Source organism: Streptomyces sp. NPDC001922, from assembly GCF_042891165.1.
Taxonomy (GTDB): Bacteria; Actinomycetota; Actinomycetes; order Streptomycetales; family Streptomycetaceae; genus Streptomyces.
The window spans coordinates 230989-248386 of record NZ_JBIASV010000001.1 but is presented as its reverse complement, the minus strand read 5'-3'; the positions used below and the strand labels follow the sequence as shown (position 1 = coordinate 248386).

16 protein-coding genes are annotated in these 17398 nt (G+C 68.0%); 10 read left to right on the top strand and 6 right to left on the bottom strand.

Features of this window, described 5'->3' with window-relative positions:
- Positions 1-209: 209 nt before the first annotated feature.
- A complete protein-coding gene (locus ACFYYR_RS01035; RefSeq protein ID WP_388845359.1) occupies positions 210-869 on the top strand; it encodes a DUF5701 family protein in 660 nt (219 codons plus the stop codon).
- 150 nt (positions 870-1019) lie between these two features.
- On the opposite strand, the gene ACFYYR_RS01030 is transcribed toward ACFYYR_RS01035, so the two are convergent.
- Positions 1020-1550, bottom strand: a complete 531-nt coding sequence (locus ACFYYR_RS01030) for an SRPBCC family protein (protein ID WP_388845356.1) — start codon at positions 1548-1550, stop codon at positions 1020-1022.
- A gap of 396 nt (positions 1551-1946) precedes the next feature.
- Positions 1947-2807: a CPBP family intramembrane glutamic endopeptidase gene (locus ACFYYR_RS01025; protein ID WP_388845353.1), complete on the bottom strand. Its 861-nt coding sequence runs from the start codon at positions 2805-2807 to the stop codon at positions 1947-1949.
- 494 nt (positions 2808-3301) lie between these two features.
- Between ACFYYR_RS01025 and ACFYYR_RS01020 the strand changes: the two genes are divergently transcribed.
- On the top strand, positions 3302-4402 hold the full coding sequence (locus ACFYYR_RS01020; protein ID WP_388845350.1) for a serine hydrolase domain-containing protein: 1101 nt from the start codon (positions 3302-3304) through the stop codon (positions 4400-4402).
- A 137-nt stretch (positions 4403-4539) separates the two neighbouring features.
- On the opposite strand, the gene ACFYYR_RS01015 is transcribed toward ACFYYR_RS01020, so the two are convergent.
- Positions 4540-5175, bottom strand: coding sequence for a TetR/AcrR family transcriptional regulator (locus tag ACFYYR_RS01015; RefSeq protein WP_388845348.1), 636 nt, complete (start codon positions 5173-5175; stop codon positions 4540-4542).
- Positions 5176-5260: 85 nt separating this feature from the next.
- Here ACFYYR_RS01015 and ACFYYR_RS01010 point away from each other — a divergent pair, with 85 nt between their 5' ends.
- The gene (locus ACFYYR_RS01010) at positions 5261-6109 is read left to right on the top strand and encodes a class I SAM-dependent methyltransferase (protein ID WP_388845345.1); all 849 of its coding nucleotides are present in this window, start codon (positions 5261-5263) and stop codon (positions 6107-6109) included.
- A 20-nt stretch (positions 6110-6129) separates the two neighbouring features.
- Here the strand turns inward: ACFYYR_RS01010 and ACFYYR_RS01005 are convergent, their stop codons facing one another.
- Positions 6130-6309, bottom strand: coding sequence for a hypothetical protein (locus ACFYYR_RS01005; RefSeq protein WP_388845342.1), 180 nt, complete (start codon positions 6307-6309; stop codon positions 6130-6132).
- Between the two features lie 652 nt (positions 6310-6961).
- Positions 6962-7534 carry a MepB family protein gene (locus ACFYYR_RS01000; protein WP_388845339.1) on the bottom strand — a complete coding sequence of 191 codons (573 nt, stop codon included), beginning with the start codon at positions 7532-7534 and terminating at the stop codon, positions 6962-6964.
- A gap of 333 nt (positions 7535-7867) precedes the next feature.
- On the opposite strand from ACFYYR_RS01000, the gene ACFYYR_RS00995 reads away from it, so the two are divergent.
- The 7 genes from ACFYYR_RS00995 to ACFYYR_RS00965 all read left to right on the top strand — a co-directional run bounded on the left by ACFYYR_RS00995 (position 7868) and on the right by ACFYYR_RS00965 (position 15904).
- The gene (locus ACFYYR_RS00995) at positions 7868-8371 is read left to right on the top strand and encodes an Imm50 family immunity protein (protein ID WP_388845337.1); all 504 of its coding nucleotides are present in this window, start codon (positions 7868-7870) and stop codon (positions 8369-8371) included.
- Complete coding sequence (locus tag ACFYYR_RS00990; RefSeq protein WP_388845334.1) at positions 8364-8780, top strand: Imm50 family immunity protein; 417 nt, start codon at positions 8364-8366, stop codon at positions 8778-8780. Before ACFYYR_RS00995 ends, ACFYYR_RS00990 begins: the two co-directional genes overlap by 8 nt.
- 122 nt (positions 8781-8902) lie before the next feature.
- The gene (locus tag ACFYYR_RS00985; RefSeq protein WP_388845332.1) at positions 8903-9388 is read left to right on the top strand and encodes a hypothetical protein; all 486 of its coding nucleotides are present in this window, start codon (positions 8903-8905) and stop codon (positions 9386-9388) included.
- Positions 9389-9526: 138 nt separating this feature from the next.
- Complete coding sequence (locus tag ACFYYR_RS00980) at positions 9527-9835, top strand: hypothetical protein (RefSeq protein ID WP_388845329.1); 309 nt, start codon at positions 9527-9529, stop codon at positions 9833-9835.
- A gap of 814 nt (positions 9836-10649) precedes the next feature.
- Positions 10650-10961 (top strand): hypothetical protein, encoded by a 312-nt coding sequence (locus ACFYYR_RS00975; protein WP_388845326.1) that lies wholly within the window; start codon positions 10650-10652, stop codon positions 10959-10961.
- A gap of 5 nt (positions 10962-10966) precedes the next feature.
- Positions 10967-15349 (top strand): DUF6531 domain-containing protein, encoded by a 4383-nt coding sequence (locus tag ACFYYR_RS00970; RefSeq protein ID WP_388845324.1) that lies wholly within the window; start codon positions 10967-10969, stop codon positions 15347-15349.
- Positions 15350-15397: 48 nt separating this feature from the next.
- Positions 15398-15904, top strand: a complete 507-nt coding sequence (locus tag ACFYYR_RS00965) for a S1 RNA-binding domain-containing protein (protein WP_388845321.1) — start codon at positions 15398-15400, stop codon at positions 15902-15904.
- A 164-nt stretch (positions 15905-16068) separates the two neighbouring features.
- Here ACFYYR_RS00965 and ACFYYR_RS00960 read toward each other — a convergent pair whose 3' ends face one another.
- Positions 16069-17301 carry a cytochrome P450 gene (locus ACFYYR_RS00960; protein WP_388845318.1) on the bottom strand — a complete coding sequence of 411 codons (1233 nt, stop codon included), beginning with the start codon at positions 17299-17301 and terminating at the stop codon, positions 16069-16071.
- Positions 17302-17398: the final 97 nt, after the last annotated feature.

Here is a 17398-nt window from a genome sequence, read left to right as displayed (position 1 = left end):
CTCTCGTTGTAAATTTCGGAAAGGCTGCCGAGGTGCCGTCCGCTTCCGTTCGTCGGCAGTGGCGGCGTCACGGGGGATCGTCGCGTCCGGAGCGCCGGGCGTCGCAGTCTCGGGTCGGACCCACGGCCCCCTTGAGCTCGGCCCTTCCAGTAACTCCACCCGGCCCGTCGCCCGTCGGGACCGGGCCTGAACGCGACGAGAGGACCCAGTTGACCCAGGAAGCCTTCGACGCCGGAACCGAATTCGACCGCCAGGTCCGCACCCTGACGGACCTCGGATACCCGGACATGGCCGGTCTCGGCGAGGAGGAGTTCGCCGCCCTCGTGGCCCCGCAGCGTGCCCGCGCGGAGGCCGTGCGGGACGGTGCGTACGACCCCGACGCGGGCCGGGTGCCGTTCCTGCTGGTCGTCACGCGTGACGTGGCGCCGATCGAGGAGACGATGCCCCGCACCGTCCTGCACAAGGGGCGCCTGCCGGGGTTCGTCGACCGCTCCTTCGAGCCCGGCTCCGTCGAACGGTTCGTCGCCACCGAGGAGACCGAACTGCCCGACCGGAGGGCCTATCTCCTCCTCGACGTCCAACGCGGTGAGGAGTTCTGCGGTGTCGTCCCCAACGACGCCATGAACGCCATCGCCGCGCGGGGGCGCACCCTGCTGACCATCGAGGAGGGCATCGCGCTCATCACGCACTTCCCGCAGGTGCTGGTCAAGAACAAGTGCTTCTCGCTGGGCGGTTCGCGGTGCGGCGACCGCCGGGTCCCGGCGATCTGGATCAGCCAGAAGGCTCCGAAGCTCGGCTGGTGCTGGGAGGGCAACCCGCACACGTGGCTCGGCATGGCCTCGGCGGGCCTCCGGCAGGGCACGGCGTAACGGGGACGGGCTCGCCGGGACCGGGGCTCGGATGCCGGAGACCGGCGAGGCCAGCCGTCGGGCGGGATGCGGGGAGGACGGGGGCCGGCATCGGGGGAGATCGTGGCGGACGGGGCCCGGCATCGGGGGAGATCGTGGCGGAGGGGGACCTCAGCGGTTCGCCTCCGCGAGAGCCTTGATGCCCCGCAGGGTGGCGTCGATGTTGGTGCGCAGCTCGTCGAGCCGCATGGCCACGATCTCCGTCTCGCGCTCCGGCATCCGGTCGATCGCGAGGCTGACCCCGGAGCGGGCGGGGCCGATCCGGGCGGACTGCCGCAGCCGGGTGCCCGCGCCCTCGGGCTCGATGTCGAACCGCCAGGTGGCCAGCGGGTGCGACGGGTCGGCCGACGGCTCGCCGAACCGGCCGTCCGGGTCGACGACCACCCACGCGAACGCCCGCTGGTCCTGGAGCGCCACCACGTGGGACACCGTGCGCCACTCGCCGAGCCCCGGGTGCCGGTTGTACCCGGTGAAGCGCGCCCCCAGGGCGGGTCCGGTCGCACCGTCCGCCCATTCCGTACGCTGCAACTCGGGGCTCAGACGGGCCGGCAGCCCGATGTCCGTCACCAGATCCCAGACCCGCGCCGGTACGGCTTCGATGTACACCTCGCCGTCCACACCCGGACCGTCCTCGTACCGCACGCCGCCCTCCTCGCATCCGCCGCCCCGAGCCCGCCGGGATCGGCGGCGCCCGGTGTCGGGCACCGTATGGCCCCGGGTCTTCGAGACCGCGTCTCCCCGAGCTTCGAGGCCGTGTCCCGAGGTGCCGGATCACGCCGTCCCCTGAGCCGGGAACGGCTGGTCCGGAGCCCGGGGCCGTCCCATCGCCCGCGCTCGCCGATTGCAGTGGATCCTAAGTCCGGGCCCCCGGGCGCCTGTCCGCCTACCAACGAATGTGTGCCGAGTCACGCGGCCTCGAGGCGATGGCAGTCGGACGGTGCGATGTCCGGACCCGTGAAGAGGCAGGCGGTTGTGCCGGAGCCATGGCAGGCGAGGAAGTCTTCCGTCCAAGAGCTCAGGCACTCCGCGGAGACATGGTCACTCAGGACCCAGTTCCGCATGCCGCCTTCCCGATTCTCCCCGGGTGCGGGCCGGCTCCGGGGTCTTGTGCTCGCCGTTCAGCTTCCGGCCTCCGGCGATCCACAGGCAGATGGCGGCCATGGGGACGAGGGACAGCAGCATGGGGGTGATCGAGCCCAGGCCGGCCCTGTCGTCGAGAACGGAACCGAGCACCAGGAAGAGAACCATGTTGTTCCCGGCGTGAGCCAGGCTCGCGACCCAGACGCTGCCGCTGCGCACGTACAGCCACATAAGGATGATCTCCTGGAGCTGGAAGACCAGGGTCCACACCACCAGGCCGATCAGCACATTCGAGAATTCGACGTAGCCGATGAAGGCGAGTGGAAAGTGCCACACCGCCCAGATCAAGCCCGTCACCACGATGGACGGCGCGGTGCGCCCCCCGAAGAGACGCGGCCTGAGATAGCTGGTCCAGCCGAATTCCTCGCCCGCATAGACAGGCGTGAGGACCAGAGCCACTGCCATGAGCCCGAGCACCGTTGCCAATTCCTTGACTCCGGGGATTCCACCCGGGCCTGACAGGTCCGGGTGCCACAGACCCAACACCGCCGCGAGTGCGAGGGTGGCCGCCGCGAGCAGCGGCGGACCGAGGAGCGCGACGGCGTAGTAGCGCCGAGCAGCCTTGAAACGGAGTCCGAGCCCGGCGTCGGCAAACCCCTCCTTGGTGATCCAGCGACGGACGGCCACCGCGGCGATGCCGGGCATGCAGAAGCCGGGGAGCTGGAGAAGGGGGTTCAGCGGGGACAGACCGAGAGCTGTCCGCGCGAACAGTAACCACAGCCAGGTGCCGGCGAACGAAATAATGAGGAAGGCCGTCACTCCTTTACGGCTGACGGGAACGTGGCTGACGGGGTCGGATCGGTGGCTGACTGGATTCGGCCGGTGTGCGGGCATGAGCTCATAGGCCTTTCTGGATTCCTGGTCCCTGCGTCGGGAATCCCCACCGTCGCACCGGCCGCACGGGGCGGGATCGCTACCAGGAGCGACATGGCTTCCCCCGTTGTCGGGATGGCAATGCCGGGCCGGCGCAGCTCTTTCAGGGGAGGCGGTGGGACAGGATTGCGGAGGTGCCGTCCGGCCGTGCCGCGAAGTGGCGCGTGATCTCCGTGCTGCGCAACCTCCGTCGCGACACGGTCTTCTGCGTGGCGCCCTGGCCAAGAGGTATGACTTTCGTGGCCGGTGAACGCCCTACTGAGGTGGGCTGCACCCCCGATTCGGGGGTCTGCCCTACCGATGTGGCGCCGGGGAGCTGGCAGGATCATCGGAGAAGTGGCCGATCGGCCCGCGCAAGTCAGTCATGTCCAGGGGGAACCATGCATCGCCAGCGTCTCGCTGCCGCAGTCCTGCTCGCCGCGACGATCATCGGGGCGTGCGCCCCGGTGGCGGCGGCCGGCCATCGTGATCCGGTGCAGCGGCAGTTGGATCTCCTCGTCGACCGGGACGGGGTGCCGGGCGCTCTCGCGTACGACGGCAAGGTGACCCGCTCTGCCGGCGTCGCGGACTTGGAGTCGGGCCGTCCGATGGTCGGCGCGCAGGGCCGGTTCCGGCTGGCCAGCAACACCAAGGCCTTCACCGCGGCAGCCGTGATGCGTCTGGTGGCGGACGGGCGGATACGCCTCGACGACCGCGCGAGCCGCTACGTTCCGCAGCTCACCGGACGCCCCATCACCGTACGGCAGTTGCTCAAGCAGACCAGCGGGCTGCCGGAGTACTCCGCCCTGGTCGACTGGAGCCGCCCCGGCACGCCCGAGGACTATCTGGGGCTCGCGCTCAAGGAGAAGCCCGTCTTCGAGCCCGGCACCGACTGGGGCTATTCCAACACCAACTACCTGGTGCTCGGCATGGTGATCGACAAGGTCTCGGGAGTCGGCTTCCGCACGTACATCGAGCGCACGGTTCTGCGCCCCCTGCACCTGGATGACACCTACTGGCCCGCGCCCGGCGAGCTGTCCCTGCGCGGACCCCACGCCCGTAACTACGGCGTCCACCCGGCGCACCCGGAGGGCGGCCGGGTGGACGTGACCGAGCTCCCCGGGTACGAGTTCGGCGCGTCGGGCGGCCTCGTCTCCACGCCCGGGGACCTCAACGCCTTCTGGGACGGACTGCTCGGCGGCCGGATCCTGCCCGGCTGGGCGGTGCGCCTGATGACCCGGGACACCACCGACGTCGGCGGCCGTGACGTCTACCCGGCGGGCAGCCGCTACGGCTACGGCATCGCCTCGATCCCGCTCAGCTGCGGCGGCGTCTACTGGGGCCACGGCGGCGACCTGCCCGGCGACTCCGTGGGCGGCGGCCGGGCGACAGCCGGCCGCGGCACCGTAACCGTCTACACCACCACCTGGGCGGCCGAGGGCGAACGGCTGCACCACCTCCAGGGAGCGGTGGACGCGGCCCTGTGCGGGAAGGGCCGATAGCCGCGGTACGCGATACGACCGGACACCGATACATCAGAGAGAGGCAGTGACCGGGCACCACGACCTGACGGGATACTCCTACCGGAGCAATCCCTTCCCGATGGGCAGCAGTCGGCCCACCTCGTACGGCACACGCCTCACCGCGCGTCATCCACCGCCGCGCCGACGATGACCGAACCAACCACCCTGCGGACGGCGTCGGCCTCCGGCGGGGTGCCCTCCCGGCCCGCGAACAGCAGGTGGCCGCTCCCGATCAGCGTGAGCGCCAGCGTGTCGACGTCGGCATCCGCCGCGACGCGGCCCGCATCGCGCTCGGCGGCGAGATAGGTCGCGATCATGGCCGTGGCTTCCGTCAGGACGGGGACGCCGACCGCACCGGTCTGACGCGGCGTACCGGTCTGGCGCGGCGTATCGGTCTGACGCAGTCGGGCGCGCAGTTCGTCCCGTGAGGTGATCAGGCCGATGATCGCCAGCGCCACCGACCCGAACACGGTCGTCAGCGCGTCGGTAAGGCTCTGCACCACAGTGCCGGTCCCGGCGGACTCGCGCAGAGCGGCGGACTGGTGGTCGATCCGGCGGATGCGGTCCCGTACGAGTTCGGCGAGAAAGGCGTCGAAGTCGGCGAAGTGCCGGTGCAGAACGCCCTTGGCGCACCCGGCCTCCGTGGTCACCGCGCGGCTGGTCAGGGCGTTCGGCCCGTCCCGGAGCAGGACTCGCTCGGCGGCATCGAACAGCTGCTCCCGCGCATCGCGCAGCGCCACTCCTGTCGGCATCCCGAGCATCCTCCCTGTCTTCGGTACCGGACCCTTCGGACCGGACCTCATTGACGAGTGGGCATGCGCCCACCATAGTGGGCGCATGCCCACTACGCCCCCGGCGCGACCGGGTGATCCAGCGTACGAGCCCCATCAATTCCGGCAGGCGGCCGAGTCCTTCGGCACGGACGCCCAACGGTACGACCGCGCCCGCCCCCGCTATCCCGACGCCTTGGTGCAGCGGATCATTGCCGGCAGCCCTGGGCCGGACCTCCTCGACGTCGGCTGCGGCACCGGCATCGCGGGCCGCCAGTTCCAGGCAGCCGGCTGCCGGGTGCTCGGCGTCGAGCCCGACGAGCGGATGGCCGACGTGGCGCGCCGTCTCGGGACCGAGGTCGATACGGCGACCTTCGAAGCCTGGGACCCGGCCGGCCGGGAATTCGACGCGGTCGTCGCCGGTCAGGCCTGGCACTGGCTGGACCCCGTGGCAGGAGCGGCCAAGGCCGCGAGGATCCTGAGGCCCGGCGGCCGGCTGGCGGCGTTCTGGAACGCTTTTCACATGCCCCCCGAGGTCTCGGAAGCATTCGTCGCAGCCTGCCGACAGGCAGCGCCGGACGTGCCGTTCCTGGCCCAAGCGATGACCCAACAAGCCTCCGACGGGTACCAGCCGCTGTTCGTCAAAGCGGTCGACGGCATACGGGCAGCAGATGCGTTCGGCGAACCGGAGCAGTGGCGATTCGACTGGGACCGGACCTACACCCGAGATGCGTGGCTGGACCAGATGCCCACGCAGGGCGCCTTCACCCGGCTCCCGCCGGAGAAGCTGACGCAGGTGCTGGAAGTGGTCGGCACGGCCATCGACGCGATGGGCGGCAGCTTCACGATGCGCTACACGACAGTGGCGGTCACGTCGACGCGCGCCGGCAACACACGCACCAGCCAAACCGCCTGACCGGCGGGGCGCACCTCTCGTCAGGGGGAGTTCAGGTCGGGAGTGTCATCGCGCACCAGTGTCCAGGCGACCATTCCGGACGATCCCGGACGCCCGGCAATGTCGATCTCGAACAGGCTGGAGGCCTTCTCGCTGCTCTGCTGGACAGCGGAGCCGTCGCAGTCGAATCGCTGCATTTCCTCTCGGTCGTCGTTCTTCACGGTGAAGGTGGCCTCTCCCGTCCCGGCGCAGGAAACCGCAAGTGTGTAGTGCCTCCGTTTCAACTGCGGGATCTGTGTGTGGAGGCCGCCTCTGAGCGATCCGTGACCGGACGCAACGGACTTGCGCACGCTTTCCCGTCCTGAGCCCACGGCCGCCCGGGCTCGCTTCGCGAGTTCCCGTTCGGACGTGGTGGGGGAGGGGGAGACCCGGGTCGGCTCGTCCCGCGAGCGCTGCCCGACGGCCCCGGAGCTCGCCGCGCATCCGGCGGTCAGCGTGGCCGACAGTGCGCAGGCGACCCATAGGGCGGCAAGGGCGTACCGCGGACGCGCTTCGACGGCTGTCCCGGGGCTCGCGAGGACCGACGTGCCGAGGGCCGGTCCACTGTGGGCCGACACCGGAACATGCGGTGCGGCGGGCAGGGATCCACTTCTCATCACAGTGCTCTGTGTGCGGCCTTCCACGGCATTCATCCCCCTCGATCTGTCGCCGACTCAGGCGAACGCAGGCGACTTCATGGACCGAGAGGGGGTGGTAGGGGAAGTGGTTCCGTTGTTTGAGCAAGTTCAGAGGAAGGGCGAGTGAAGAAACCGGCGCTTCATGAGAGGCAGGGCACAGGAACGCGCGGGCCTTGGAACAGCGGGAGGGGGCTGTTTACGGGTGGTACAGGGCCCGGGCACGTGCGGAATCGAGCGGGCCACCGTCCTCAGGAATGTCCAGGAAGTGCTTCACCTGCCAGGTCTGCGTGCGGTCCGCCTGGCGGCTGGTGGTCGTCACCCAGGGCGGGTAGACCCGAAAGCCTCGCTTCCCGCCGGCACCGTCGCGCGACACGATGTCCCGCTCACAGAGCACGTCCCTCGGGAAAACGAACTGCCCGAAACGGCCCTCGCTCCGACTGCTGATGATGACGAGGTCGACACCGTCCCGGACGTCGAACGGCCGGATGGGGCCTTCCGCGGACCGCTTCCACACGGTGACGAATTGCCCGACCTTGGTGGGCGTTGTTTTGGCGACCCGGAAAACGGCGGATGACCCGTCGACGGTGAAGGTGTGTGCCGCGTACTCGGCCCCCTCCGGTTCGGCGGCCGGCGACGAGCAGACGAAGCCGCACGGGCCGTAGACCAGCGCCTTCGCGGCGAGCAGGTCTGCGGGGAGGGATTCCGCTCCTGGCCAGGGGGCGGTCGGTACGGTGGCGCCGGATCCCGAGGAATCACCATGTTTCGTCATCACTCGTCGATTCTGTCACCACTGCTTCATGGAGCCTCCTCGAGGTCCGTGGACGCCGGGGACCGGAGGCTGCTGGGGCTCCAGGGCGGGCGTAGGGAAGCGGTGGCCGCTGCGCTGAGGCGGGTGCTCCGAGGCGGGCTTTCCGAGGCGGGCTTTCCGAGGCGTTGCCTGGTGGCCCGGAGCCTGACGAAGATCACTACCATGCCTAGCTGCGTCACATGAATGAGGGGGAGCGACCGTGAGTGGTTGGACAGCGGACACATCCCCTGCCCGGTCCCGGGAGGACCTTTCCCGGGATTTGCTGGGGCTGGTGGACCGTGCGGAGGCCCGGCCATGACCTCGTCCTGGATCGGGTATGTGAGAAACCCGGAGTTGTTGGATCGCTTCTACTCCTCCGTTCCTCCGCTGGAATCGGTTCCCGTGAGGTCGGTGAACCTCAGCCGGATCGGGCCGACGGTGACACTCCGTCTCGACCTTCCCGGCTTCGCGGACAGGCCGGACGAGGAATGGGTGGAGCATCACTGCGATCGAGTCCAGTGCCAGGTGAAGTTCCTGGCGGTCGACCAACTGTCGATGAGATCGTGGCACCCACCCGCCGTGGCTTCGATCGCCCTGCGGCCGCGCCCGTTGCGCCGCCTCCATGTGCACGTAACAGGTGAGGACATCGATCTCGACTTCACCGGTAGCGACTCCCTCCTTGTGGCATGGGTGAGCGCGTATGCGTATGACCGTGATGCAACCACCGGCAGCGAAACGTACTGCTACGCAAGCCCCTTGGGCAGGCGGAGATACGGTTCGACTCTCCCGGAGACAACGGAGAGGAACTTCTATGTGTAGCGCACAGTGGATGGACCTCATCGATGAATCCGGAGCCTTCAGTGATCTCTTCGGGCGGACCCTGAAAGTGAGCGACTTCCGGCTCATCTACGTGCACATCGATGAGCGGAACACGGGGGTGACGCTCGGGTTCGAACTGGCCCGCCTGCCGGACAGGCCCCCGGCGCAGTGGGTCCGGAAGGGCTTCAACGCCAGCCAGTTCCTGTTCCGCTTCGCCCAGGTGACCCGACTTGGCATCGAGAACTGGTGCGGATTCTCCGGGGCCCGGGAACCCCATGTGACCCTCTCGCGCGATCACACGGGCCTTCTTCATGTGATGCTCGCTGCCGGCGACGAGACCATGAGCTTCCACGCCGCCACTGCCCGGCTTGCTGAGCACCGGGCGTTCCTGGCCTCGTCCTCCTGGTAGTTGTGCGCCGCAGCACGGTCCGGCGACAGAGTATCGATCGAACAGCCCTGAACCCAGCGGAGTGGTTGCGTGGGGCGGGCAGCAGTAACAAGGGCCAGGTATCGGGGAGCGAGGCGAACAATATGCATGAGGGGATAACCGTTCAGGTCCGTTTCGACGGCCGGGAGGCCGAGTGGACGATGACGGTCGAAGGGAACGGGCCATGGTCTCTGTGCCTGGAATCGCCGAGGGGTGTCGAGGCCGCTGCGAGCGGGGGCAACGTCTTCGAGGCACTGCGGTCCATGCGGGAAGAACTCGACCTGAGGGGCGTGACGATCTGCTGCAACGGAGCCCGACGTGATGTGCGCCCCTCCGGGCTGTCCGCGTCCCACGGGGCTTGGATGCTCTATGTCCTACGGACGTGGCGCCCGCCCACGGTCCGTGATCTCGTCCCCACCTTTGGCTACTGCGAGCCGCACCTCATAGGCTCCGTGCGGGACCAAGATGCCTACTGGCAGCGGCATCTGGACAACCGAGGCAACTGGCTCAACCTCATCAACCCCATCTGGTGGCTGTACTTCATGACGGGCTCCTGGGGCAGGCCCAAGGCGTTCCGGGACGTTCAGTGATGGCCGTGGGAGTGGCGCGTCGGGTAGTTCGCGCCGGCCCGTCGCCTGTGGCAAGGAGGGATACCGATACCGAACTGGCGTGGGGCGGGCCCCGGTGTCGGGTGGGGGGGGGAACGACTATCCAAGGATTTGGAGTACGTGACACACACGGACGCTTGGCAGCACGCCAAGGAAAGATATCCTCTGGGCTCCACTGCCCGAGGTGTGGTCAAGGTGCAATTCAACTTCGGGGTATTTCTGGAACTTGAGCACGCGCCCGAGGTGAACGGGTTCATCGACCTGGCGTCCTACAGTCCATCAGGGGCCGGAGAGGGCGAAAAGATTCCGCTCCCTGGAGTCGGCGAAACCGTGGAAGGTGCTGTAGTGCGGCTGGTCGATCGCGATCAGCAGATCCGACTTCGCGTGGGCGCACCCTTCTGGGAAGGCGAAGGGCGGGAGCCCGCCTGAGGATGGTCAGCGGCTCCGAAAGGCTGCTGCACAAGTTGAGAAGGGGGAGCCCAAACGTGGCCGACAGGGGAGCGCTTTGCATCCACTCCGTCGACAAGGCGGGCGAGGCTTGGGCCATTTGTATCGTGCGATGCGTGGGTGGCGTTGTGCACGCCGGCTCGGTGTTCGCCCTCGAAAGCCAGGGGACTGCTGACAGCGAATCGCTCTCCCTGGACTGGATCGATCGGTATGAGGGAGTGCGCGTCGATGTAGTCGACCCTCCGCACGCGGCAAGGGTCCGTCTCTCGGGACCCGGGGTGAAGAGGCTTCGTGAAGGCATGGTCATCCTCGCCGAGGTCGGATGAATTCTGGGGGCGTCTCTTCGGAAGGATCCCCGCAGACGTGAACGATGGGACCACCGCCTGCCTTCCTTCGAGCGCTAGATCCATGACAGACGCATGCGTGTCTGGAATGAGGTGACTTGGCCAGTGAAACCGGGCGAGGTGAAGGCGTTGGGACGTACCTCTTGGCGCGACCCGGCACGGCTGCCGAACCGTCCGGACCGTCGTCCCGGCTCTGACGGTCGGAGTACCTGTCACCGCCGCCCCGATCCTTCCTCCGGCCGTCGGTCATGACGACCTTATGTCCAACGACGGTGCTGCTCACCGAAGTTGACTGGTGAACCACTTGGGGCGGGGCTCACCGTCCGATGTGGCGGCTGTGCGAAGGTGATCTTTGTTCGCTCTTTCTGCCGGCTTTGCCTCCCGTAAAACCGCCGACACTAGAGTGTGAACGTTTGGCTATTACACCTATAGCGGCGGGGGCGTGCCGACACGTGTCGGATCTGAAAAAGGAAGCGGAGTCACTCGACAAGGCTTCATCGGCGTTGCGGCGGGTCACGCATCACACCGCGAAGCCGTTGCACAGCTTCCGCGAGGCCTCTCACGATCTGTCGGCGTTCGGCGCGTTGGGTTCGCTGATGAGCGCCACGGACGACATCCGGGACGGGATGCACAAGCTGGCGAAGCTGACACATGCGCTGGAGGAGGAGTGGCACGCGGAGGCCAAGGTGATGCGTGATGTGTCGCACGCCTTCGACCTCCTCGACGGGCTCATAGCCGCGGCTGCCCGCGACGGCAAGGGCTGAGCGCCGTGGTCGACCTCAATCCGCTGCACTACATCAACAAGGTCAACCACGCCTTCGGGGACGATCTGGCGAGCAAGCTGGAGTTCCTCGGCATCAGCGATCCCGCTGTCGACCCCGACGGGATCCGGGAGATAGCGAAGAAGTGGCGGCACCTGGCCGACGGGCTGGACGACGCCCGCAAGGACGCCGAACTGGCCCTGAAGGACGTGGTCTGGGAGGGCAAGACCGCCAAGGCGTTCCACCGCCGGGCCCGCAAGGCGCGCACCCAGGCGCAGAGCATGTCGCACGCGCTGCGCAAGGGCGCCCACGCGCTGGACGAGTTCGCCGACAAGGCCCATGAACTGCTCTCCGAGATCGGCGTGCTGGTCATGGAGATCATCGAGTTCGAGGTCGCGGGCCTGGCGTTGTCGGTGCTGACGGCGGGCCTGTCCGAGGTGGCGTCCAACCTCGCGGCCGGTGAACGTGCGCTGAAGATCGTCGCGCTGGTCGGGCGGATCGAGGAGTCCGGCACCGCGATGGCCGCCGTGGTCCGCACCGTGATGGAGACCCTCCGCGGTCTGGAACGCGCGATGAAGGCGATGAAGGAGATCAAGACCATCGCCGCCGCGTCCAAGATGGCCGGCGAGGGCATGAAGTTCACCGCCTTCATCACCGCCCTGGACGATCCCGGCGCGTTCAAGGATCCCGCCAAACTCACCAAGCTCCTGGCCGAAGGCGCCATCGTCGGCGCCGGTCTCGGAGTCCTGGGCAAGGCCCTCGGCAAGGGGCTCAAGGCCCTCAAGCCCAGCGAACTCGCCAAGCTCAGCAAGACACTCAAGCTCGACGGCACCGGACTGTCCCGGCTCAAGCTCCGACCGAGCGAGTGGGAGAAGCTGCCCGCCTCGATCCGCGCCCGCTTCAAGAAGTGCGAGCTCGATCCGATCGATGTCGCCACCGGCGACATGCTCCTCCAGCAGACCGACCTCCAACTCCCGGGCGCGCTGCCGCTCGTGCTGGAGCGGACGCACATGTCGTCCTACCGGTGGGGCGGCTGGTTCGGATCCTCGTGGTCCTCCACCCTCGACCAGCGCCTCCAGGCCGACGACGAGGGCATCACCTACACGGCCCCCGACGGCGCCCGCCTGGTCTACCCCCATCCCGCGGCCGACGCCCAAGAGCCGGTACACCCGGAGACCGGCCCCCGGATCCCCCTGACCTGGGACGACGAGGTGGACGGCGCCCTGCGCGTCACCGACCCCGACACCGGGCTCGCGTACGTCTTCCACACCCCGTACGCCACGGACGACGGCGAGGCCGTCGACCTGCCGCTCCAGCACATCGTGGACCGCAACGGGCAGCGCATCACCGTCCAGTACTCCCAGGACGGCAGGCCGGAGGAGGTCTCCCACAGCGGCGGCTACCGCGTCGCCCTGGACCACCACCCCACCCTGCCCCGCATCACCGGCCTGCGCCTTCTCGACCCCAGGAACCCGGAGGCCGCCGGCACCCCGGTGATCTCCTACGGCTACGACGACAACGGCCACCTCACCGACGTCATCAACTCCTCCGGGCTCCCGCTCCGCTTCACCTACGACGACGCGGGCCGGATCACCTCCTGGACCGACCGCAACGACACCTCGTACGCCTACACCTACGACGAGCGCGGCCGGGTCGTCCGCACCGAGGGCAGCGGCGGGTTCCTCAACGGCACGCTCGCCTACGACGACGAGACCCGTACCACCACCGTCACCAACTCCCTCGGACACGCCAACCGGTACGAACACAACGAGGCCCACCGCCTCGTCCGCCACACCGACCCGCTCGGCCATGTGACGACCCAGGAATGGGACACCGAGCACCGGCTGACCGCCATCACCGACCCACTCGGGCACACGACGCGCTACGGCTACGACGCCGACGGACGCGTGGTGTCCGTCGTCCGGCCGGACGGCAGCGAGACCGAAGCCGCATACAACGAGCTGGGTCTGCCCGTCGTCCTGACCGCCCCCGACGGCAGCAGCTGGCGGCAGGAGTTCGACGCCCGCGGCAACCGCACGGCGGTCACGGACCCGGCCGGAGCCACGACGCGGTACGGCTGGAACGGCGCGGGGCACCTGACGTCGGCGACGGACCCGCTCGGCCACACCACCACCGTCGCCTCCGACAGCGCGGGCCTCCCGCTGGCCTTCACCGATCCGCTCAGCGCGGTGAGCAGGTACGAACGCGACTCCTTCGGCCGACCCGTCGCGTTCACCGACGCGGTGGGCAACGTCAGCCGGACGGCGTGGACCACGGAGGGCAAGCTCGCCGCCCGTACCGACCCTCTCGGCGCCGAGCAGTCCTGGGAGTACGACGGCGAGGGCAACGGAACCCGGCACGTCGACGCGATCGGCGGGGTCACCACCTTCGAGCACACCTACTTCGACCAACTCGCGGCCCAGACGGGGCCGGACGGTGTGCGCTACGCGTTCGAGTACGACACCGAAGTGCGGCTGGTCGGTGTCCGCAACCCGGCCGGTCTGCGCTGGAGCTACCACTACGACCCGGCGGGCCGGCTCACCTCGGAGACCGACTTCGACGGCCGCACGATCAGCTACGAGTACGACGCGGCGGGGCGGCTCGTCTCCCGCACCGATGCGTTGGGCCAGGTCATCCGGTACGAGCACGACGTACTGGGCCGGGTCGTCCGCAAGGACGCCGACGGCCAGGTGACGACCTACGCGTACGACGCGGCAGGCAGGCTGCTGGAGGCCGCGGGCGCGGACGCGACGGTCACCTACCAGCGGGACGTGCAGGGCCGCATCACCGCGGAGGTCTGCAACGGCCGCGCCCTGTCCTCCGCCTACGACGCTCTCGGGCGGCGCACGCAGCGCGTGACCCCGACCGGCGCGGTCAGCACCTGGACGTACGACGCGGCAGGCAACTGCACCGCACTGACCACCTCCGGCCAGACCTTCGCGATGGAACACGACGCGGCGGGCCGCGAAACCGCCCGTCGCTTCGGCCAGGACCTCACCCTCACCCAGGCCTGGGACCCCGCCGGGCGCCTCGCCGTCCAGACGGTGACCGCCCCTTCGACGGGCATGCTCCAGTCCCGCGCCTACACCTACCGCCCCGACAGCAACCTCGTCGGCATCGAGGACCAGCTGACGGGCCCGCAGCGCTTCGACCTCGACCCGGCCGGCCGCGTCACGGCGGTCCAGGCTCGGGGCTGGAGCGAGCGGTACGCCTACGACGACTCGGGCAACCAGACCGAAGCCCACTGGCCGGCCGACCACGCCGAGTCGGAGGCCCAGGGCACCCGCACCTACACCGGCACCCGCATCACCCGCGCGGGCAACGTCCGCTACGAGCACGACGCACTGGGCCGCACGACTCTGCGCCAGAAGACCCGTCTCTCCCGTAAGCCGGACACCTGGCGCTACACCTGGGACGCCGAGGACCGCCTGACGGGCGTGGTCACCCCGGACGGCACGTGCTGGACCTACCTGTACGACCCGCTCGGCCGACGCATCGCCAAGCAGCGGCTGGACGCGGAGGGCGGTGTCGCGGAGCGGGTCGACTTCACGTGGGACGGCACGACCCTCACGGAGCAGACGACGCGGGCGCGTGACCTCCCGAACCCGGTCACCCTCACCTGGGACCACAACGGCCTCCACCCCGTCGCCCAGACGGAACGCATCACCGCGGCGGACGCGCCGCAGCACGAAATCGACCGCCGCTTCTTCGCCATCGTCACCGACCTCGTCGGGACACCCAGCGAACTCATCGACGAGACGGGCGAGATCGCTTGGCGCACCCGTAGGACGCTGTGGGGGACTACGACTTGGGCGAGTAGCAGCACGGCCTATACGCCGTTGCGCTTTCCGGGACAGTACTTCGATCCCGAAACGGGGCATCATTACAACTGCTTTCGCCATTACGACCCGGAGGTGGGGCGATACCTATCTCTGGATCCCCTGGGGCTGGCGCCAGCGCCGAACGCAGTGTCGTATGTTCACAATCCTCATTCGTGGGTCGACCCACTGGGGCTGGCGCCTGACGGATGTGTAGAGAAGCTTTACAGGGCGCCGGGTAAGGGGAATAGAGCTTCTGAGTCGAGCGGTTTGGACCCTGCAAACCATCCAGATACTATCGAAGGAGGGGCAGGGACGGCCTACTTGGGTCACACTGAAGAGGTGCCGCAGAGGTATGCTATTCAGGGGACTCACGAAAACGGATATCATGAGTATGTCATGAAGCCGGGCTTTCTGGACGAGTTCCCGAAGGAGAAGTATATGCGTACTCATGATAACAGGCCGGGGGAATTCCAATGGCTAATCCCTAGGGAGGAGATCCCTCGTTTTAATGAGCAGATTCAAGAGGTGAACTGGGTCAACTATTATCAGGGGTATGCGTGGCGCGACTAGCTGATTTCTCCTTGTTGGGTTCAGTGTGGAAAAAATTCGGAGGCTCTCATGCCTGAGCGGTTTGGTGATGGAGTTCGTCCTCTTGCTGTCAGTGAGCTGGATTCGGGGCAGGTGTGTAAGGGTCTAGTTGGTTCCGTGACGGATTTTGGTGCATTTGTGAACCTTGGAGGCGTTCAGGCGCTGGTGAGCTCGCCGAATCTGTCTTGGGTGCACTTCGACCACCCTTCCCAGGTGGTGCAGCCGGGGCAGGAAGTCACGGTTGTCGTGCTGGATGTTGATGCCGAGCGTGGGCGCGTTGCGGCGTCGTTGAAGGATCTGGATCCGGATCCTTTCCTTGACTTCGCGCGCACGATGCTGGGGTGCAGCCTTTCCGGCAGCGTGGTCAAGCTGGCGCCCATCGGCGTCTTCGTGGAGTTGGAGTCGGGTGTCACGGGCCTTCTGCCGCTCTCCGAAGTGGGCGGAGAGGGGCACGCTCTGGAGGTTGGGGACGGTGTTGCGGTGAAGGTCGCGTCCATCAACGTCCAGAGGCGGCAGGTTTCCCTTTCCCTCGACTGACGTCTGCCTGACTCCTTGGGCCGGGCGGCAGGGAAAGGGCGACGTGTCTGTGCGATCAGCGTCCTGCCTGTTCCTATGTCTGTGCCTGAGCCCGTGTCTGTGTCCGTGCTCGCGCCCCTGCCCGTGCCTGCATTCGTCTCGGGCGGCAGGCCGGCCGCATCCCCTCACCCATAGCTCACCCGCATCTCCTTCACCCCATTGATCCAAGCCGACCGCAGCCGCCGCGGTTCCCCCTCCAGTCGGATGTCCGGGACCGTGTCGGCGATGGCGTTGAAGATGAGGTCGATTTCCATGCGGGCGAGGCTCGCGCCCAGGCAGAAGTGGGGGCCTCCGCCGCCGAAGCCGAGGTGGGGGTTCGGGTCGCGGGTGATGTCGAACGTCTCCGGGCGGTCGAAGGCCTCCGGGTCGTTGTTGGCCGAGGAGTAGAACATGCCGACCCGGTCGCCCTCCTTGATGTGCGCCCCGCCCAGTTCCGTGTCCCGGGTGGCGGTGCGCTGGAAGGAGACGATCGGGGTGGCCCAGCGGACGATTTCGTCGGCCGTCGTTGCGGGGCGTTCGGCCTTGAAGCGTTCCCACTCTTCGGGGTGGGTGAGGAACGCGTGCATGCCGTGGGTGATGGCGTTCCGGGTGGTCTCGTTGCCGGCCACGGTGAGGACCAGGACGAAGAAGCCGAATTCGTCGGAGGTCAGGCTGCCCTCGTCCGAGGCGGCCACCAGTTTCGTCACGATGTCGTGGGCCGGGCACTGTTTGCGGGCGGCGGCCATGTTCATGGAGTACGAGATCAGCTCCATCGCCGACTCGACGCCGACCTCCTCGGTGACGGCCAGTTCCGGGTCGTCGTAGGCGGCCATCTTGTTGGACCAGTCGAAGAGCTTGAGACGGTCCTCCTGCGGGACGCCGATGAGTTCGGCGATGGCCTGGAGCGGCAGTTCGGAGGCGATGTCGGTGACGAAGTTGCCCGACGGCTTCCCCGCCGCGCCGGAGACGATCCTGCTCGCGCGGGAGGTCAGGGCCTCCCGCAGGGCGCGGATCGCCCGGGGGGTGAAGCCGCGCTGGACGATCTGCCGCAGGCGGGTGTGCTCCGGCGGGTCCATGTTGAGCATGATCAGCTTCTGGACGTCGATCTGGTCGCGGCTGATGGACTCGTTGAACCGGATGATGGCGGTGTTGGTGTTCGAGGAGAAGGTCTCGGGGTCGGTCGAGACCGCCTTGACGTCCGTGTGCCGGGTCACCACCCAGTAGCCGTCGTCCTGGAAGCCCGCGACGTTGTGCGGCTGGGGGTTCCACCACACCGGGGCGGTCCGGCGCAGCTCGGCGAGTTCCGGGAGCGGGACCCGCTGCTGGTAGACGTCGGGATCGGTGAAGTCGAACCCTTCGGGCAGCGCTGGGCAGGACATCGGCGACTCCATCTGACGGTCCATCAGAATCTCTCGGCAAGGTAGTAACGGGTTCTTCAAGTGGCAAGGCTCGAGGCGGTATCGGTTGTGGATGAGG

Excerpts from the sequence above, each read along its gene's own strand:
- ACFYYR_RS00995 (WP_388845337.1), top strand. The coding sequence starts at position 7,868 with ATGACCTCGTCCTGGATCGGGTATGTGAGAAACCCGGAGTTGTTGGAT.
- ACFYYR_RS00965 (WP_388845321.1), top strand. The coding sequence starts at position 15,398 with ATGCCTGAGCGGTTTGGTGATGGAGTTCGTCCTCTTGCTGTCAGTGAG.
- ACFYYR_RS01000 (WP_388845339.1), bottom strand. The coding sequence starts at position 7,534 with ATGACGAAACATGGTGATTCCTCGGGATCCGGCGCCACCGTACCGACC.
- ACFYYR_RS00990 (WP_388845334.1), top strand. The coding sequence starts at position 8,364 with ATGTGTAGCGCACAGTGGATGGACCTCATCGATGAATCCGGAGCCTTC.
- ACFYYR_RS01015 (WP_388845348.1), bottom strand. The coding sequence starts at position 5,175 with ATGCCGACAGGAGTGGCGCTGCGCGATGCGCGGGAGCAGCTGTTCGAT.
- ACFYYR_RS00960 (WP_388845318.1), bottom strand. The coding sequence starts at position 17,301 with ATGTCCTGCCCAGCGCTGCCCGAAGGGTTCGACTTCACCGATCCCGAC.
- ACFYYR_RS01020 (WP_388845350.1), top strand. The coding sequence starts at position 3,302 with ATGCATCGCCAGCGTCTCGCTGCCGCAGTCCTGCTCGCCGCGACGATC.
- ACFYYR_RS01010 (WP_388845345.1), top strand. The coding sequence starts at position 5,261 with ATGCCCACTACGCCCCCGGCGCGACCGGGTGATCCAGCGTACGAGCCC.
- ACFYYR_RS00985 (WP_388845332.1), top strand. The coding sequence starts at position 8,903 with ATGCATGAGGGGATAACCGTTCAGGTCCGTTTCGACGGCCGGGAGGCC.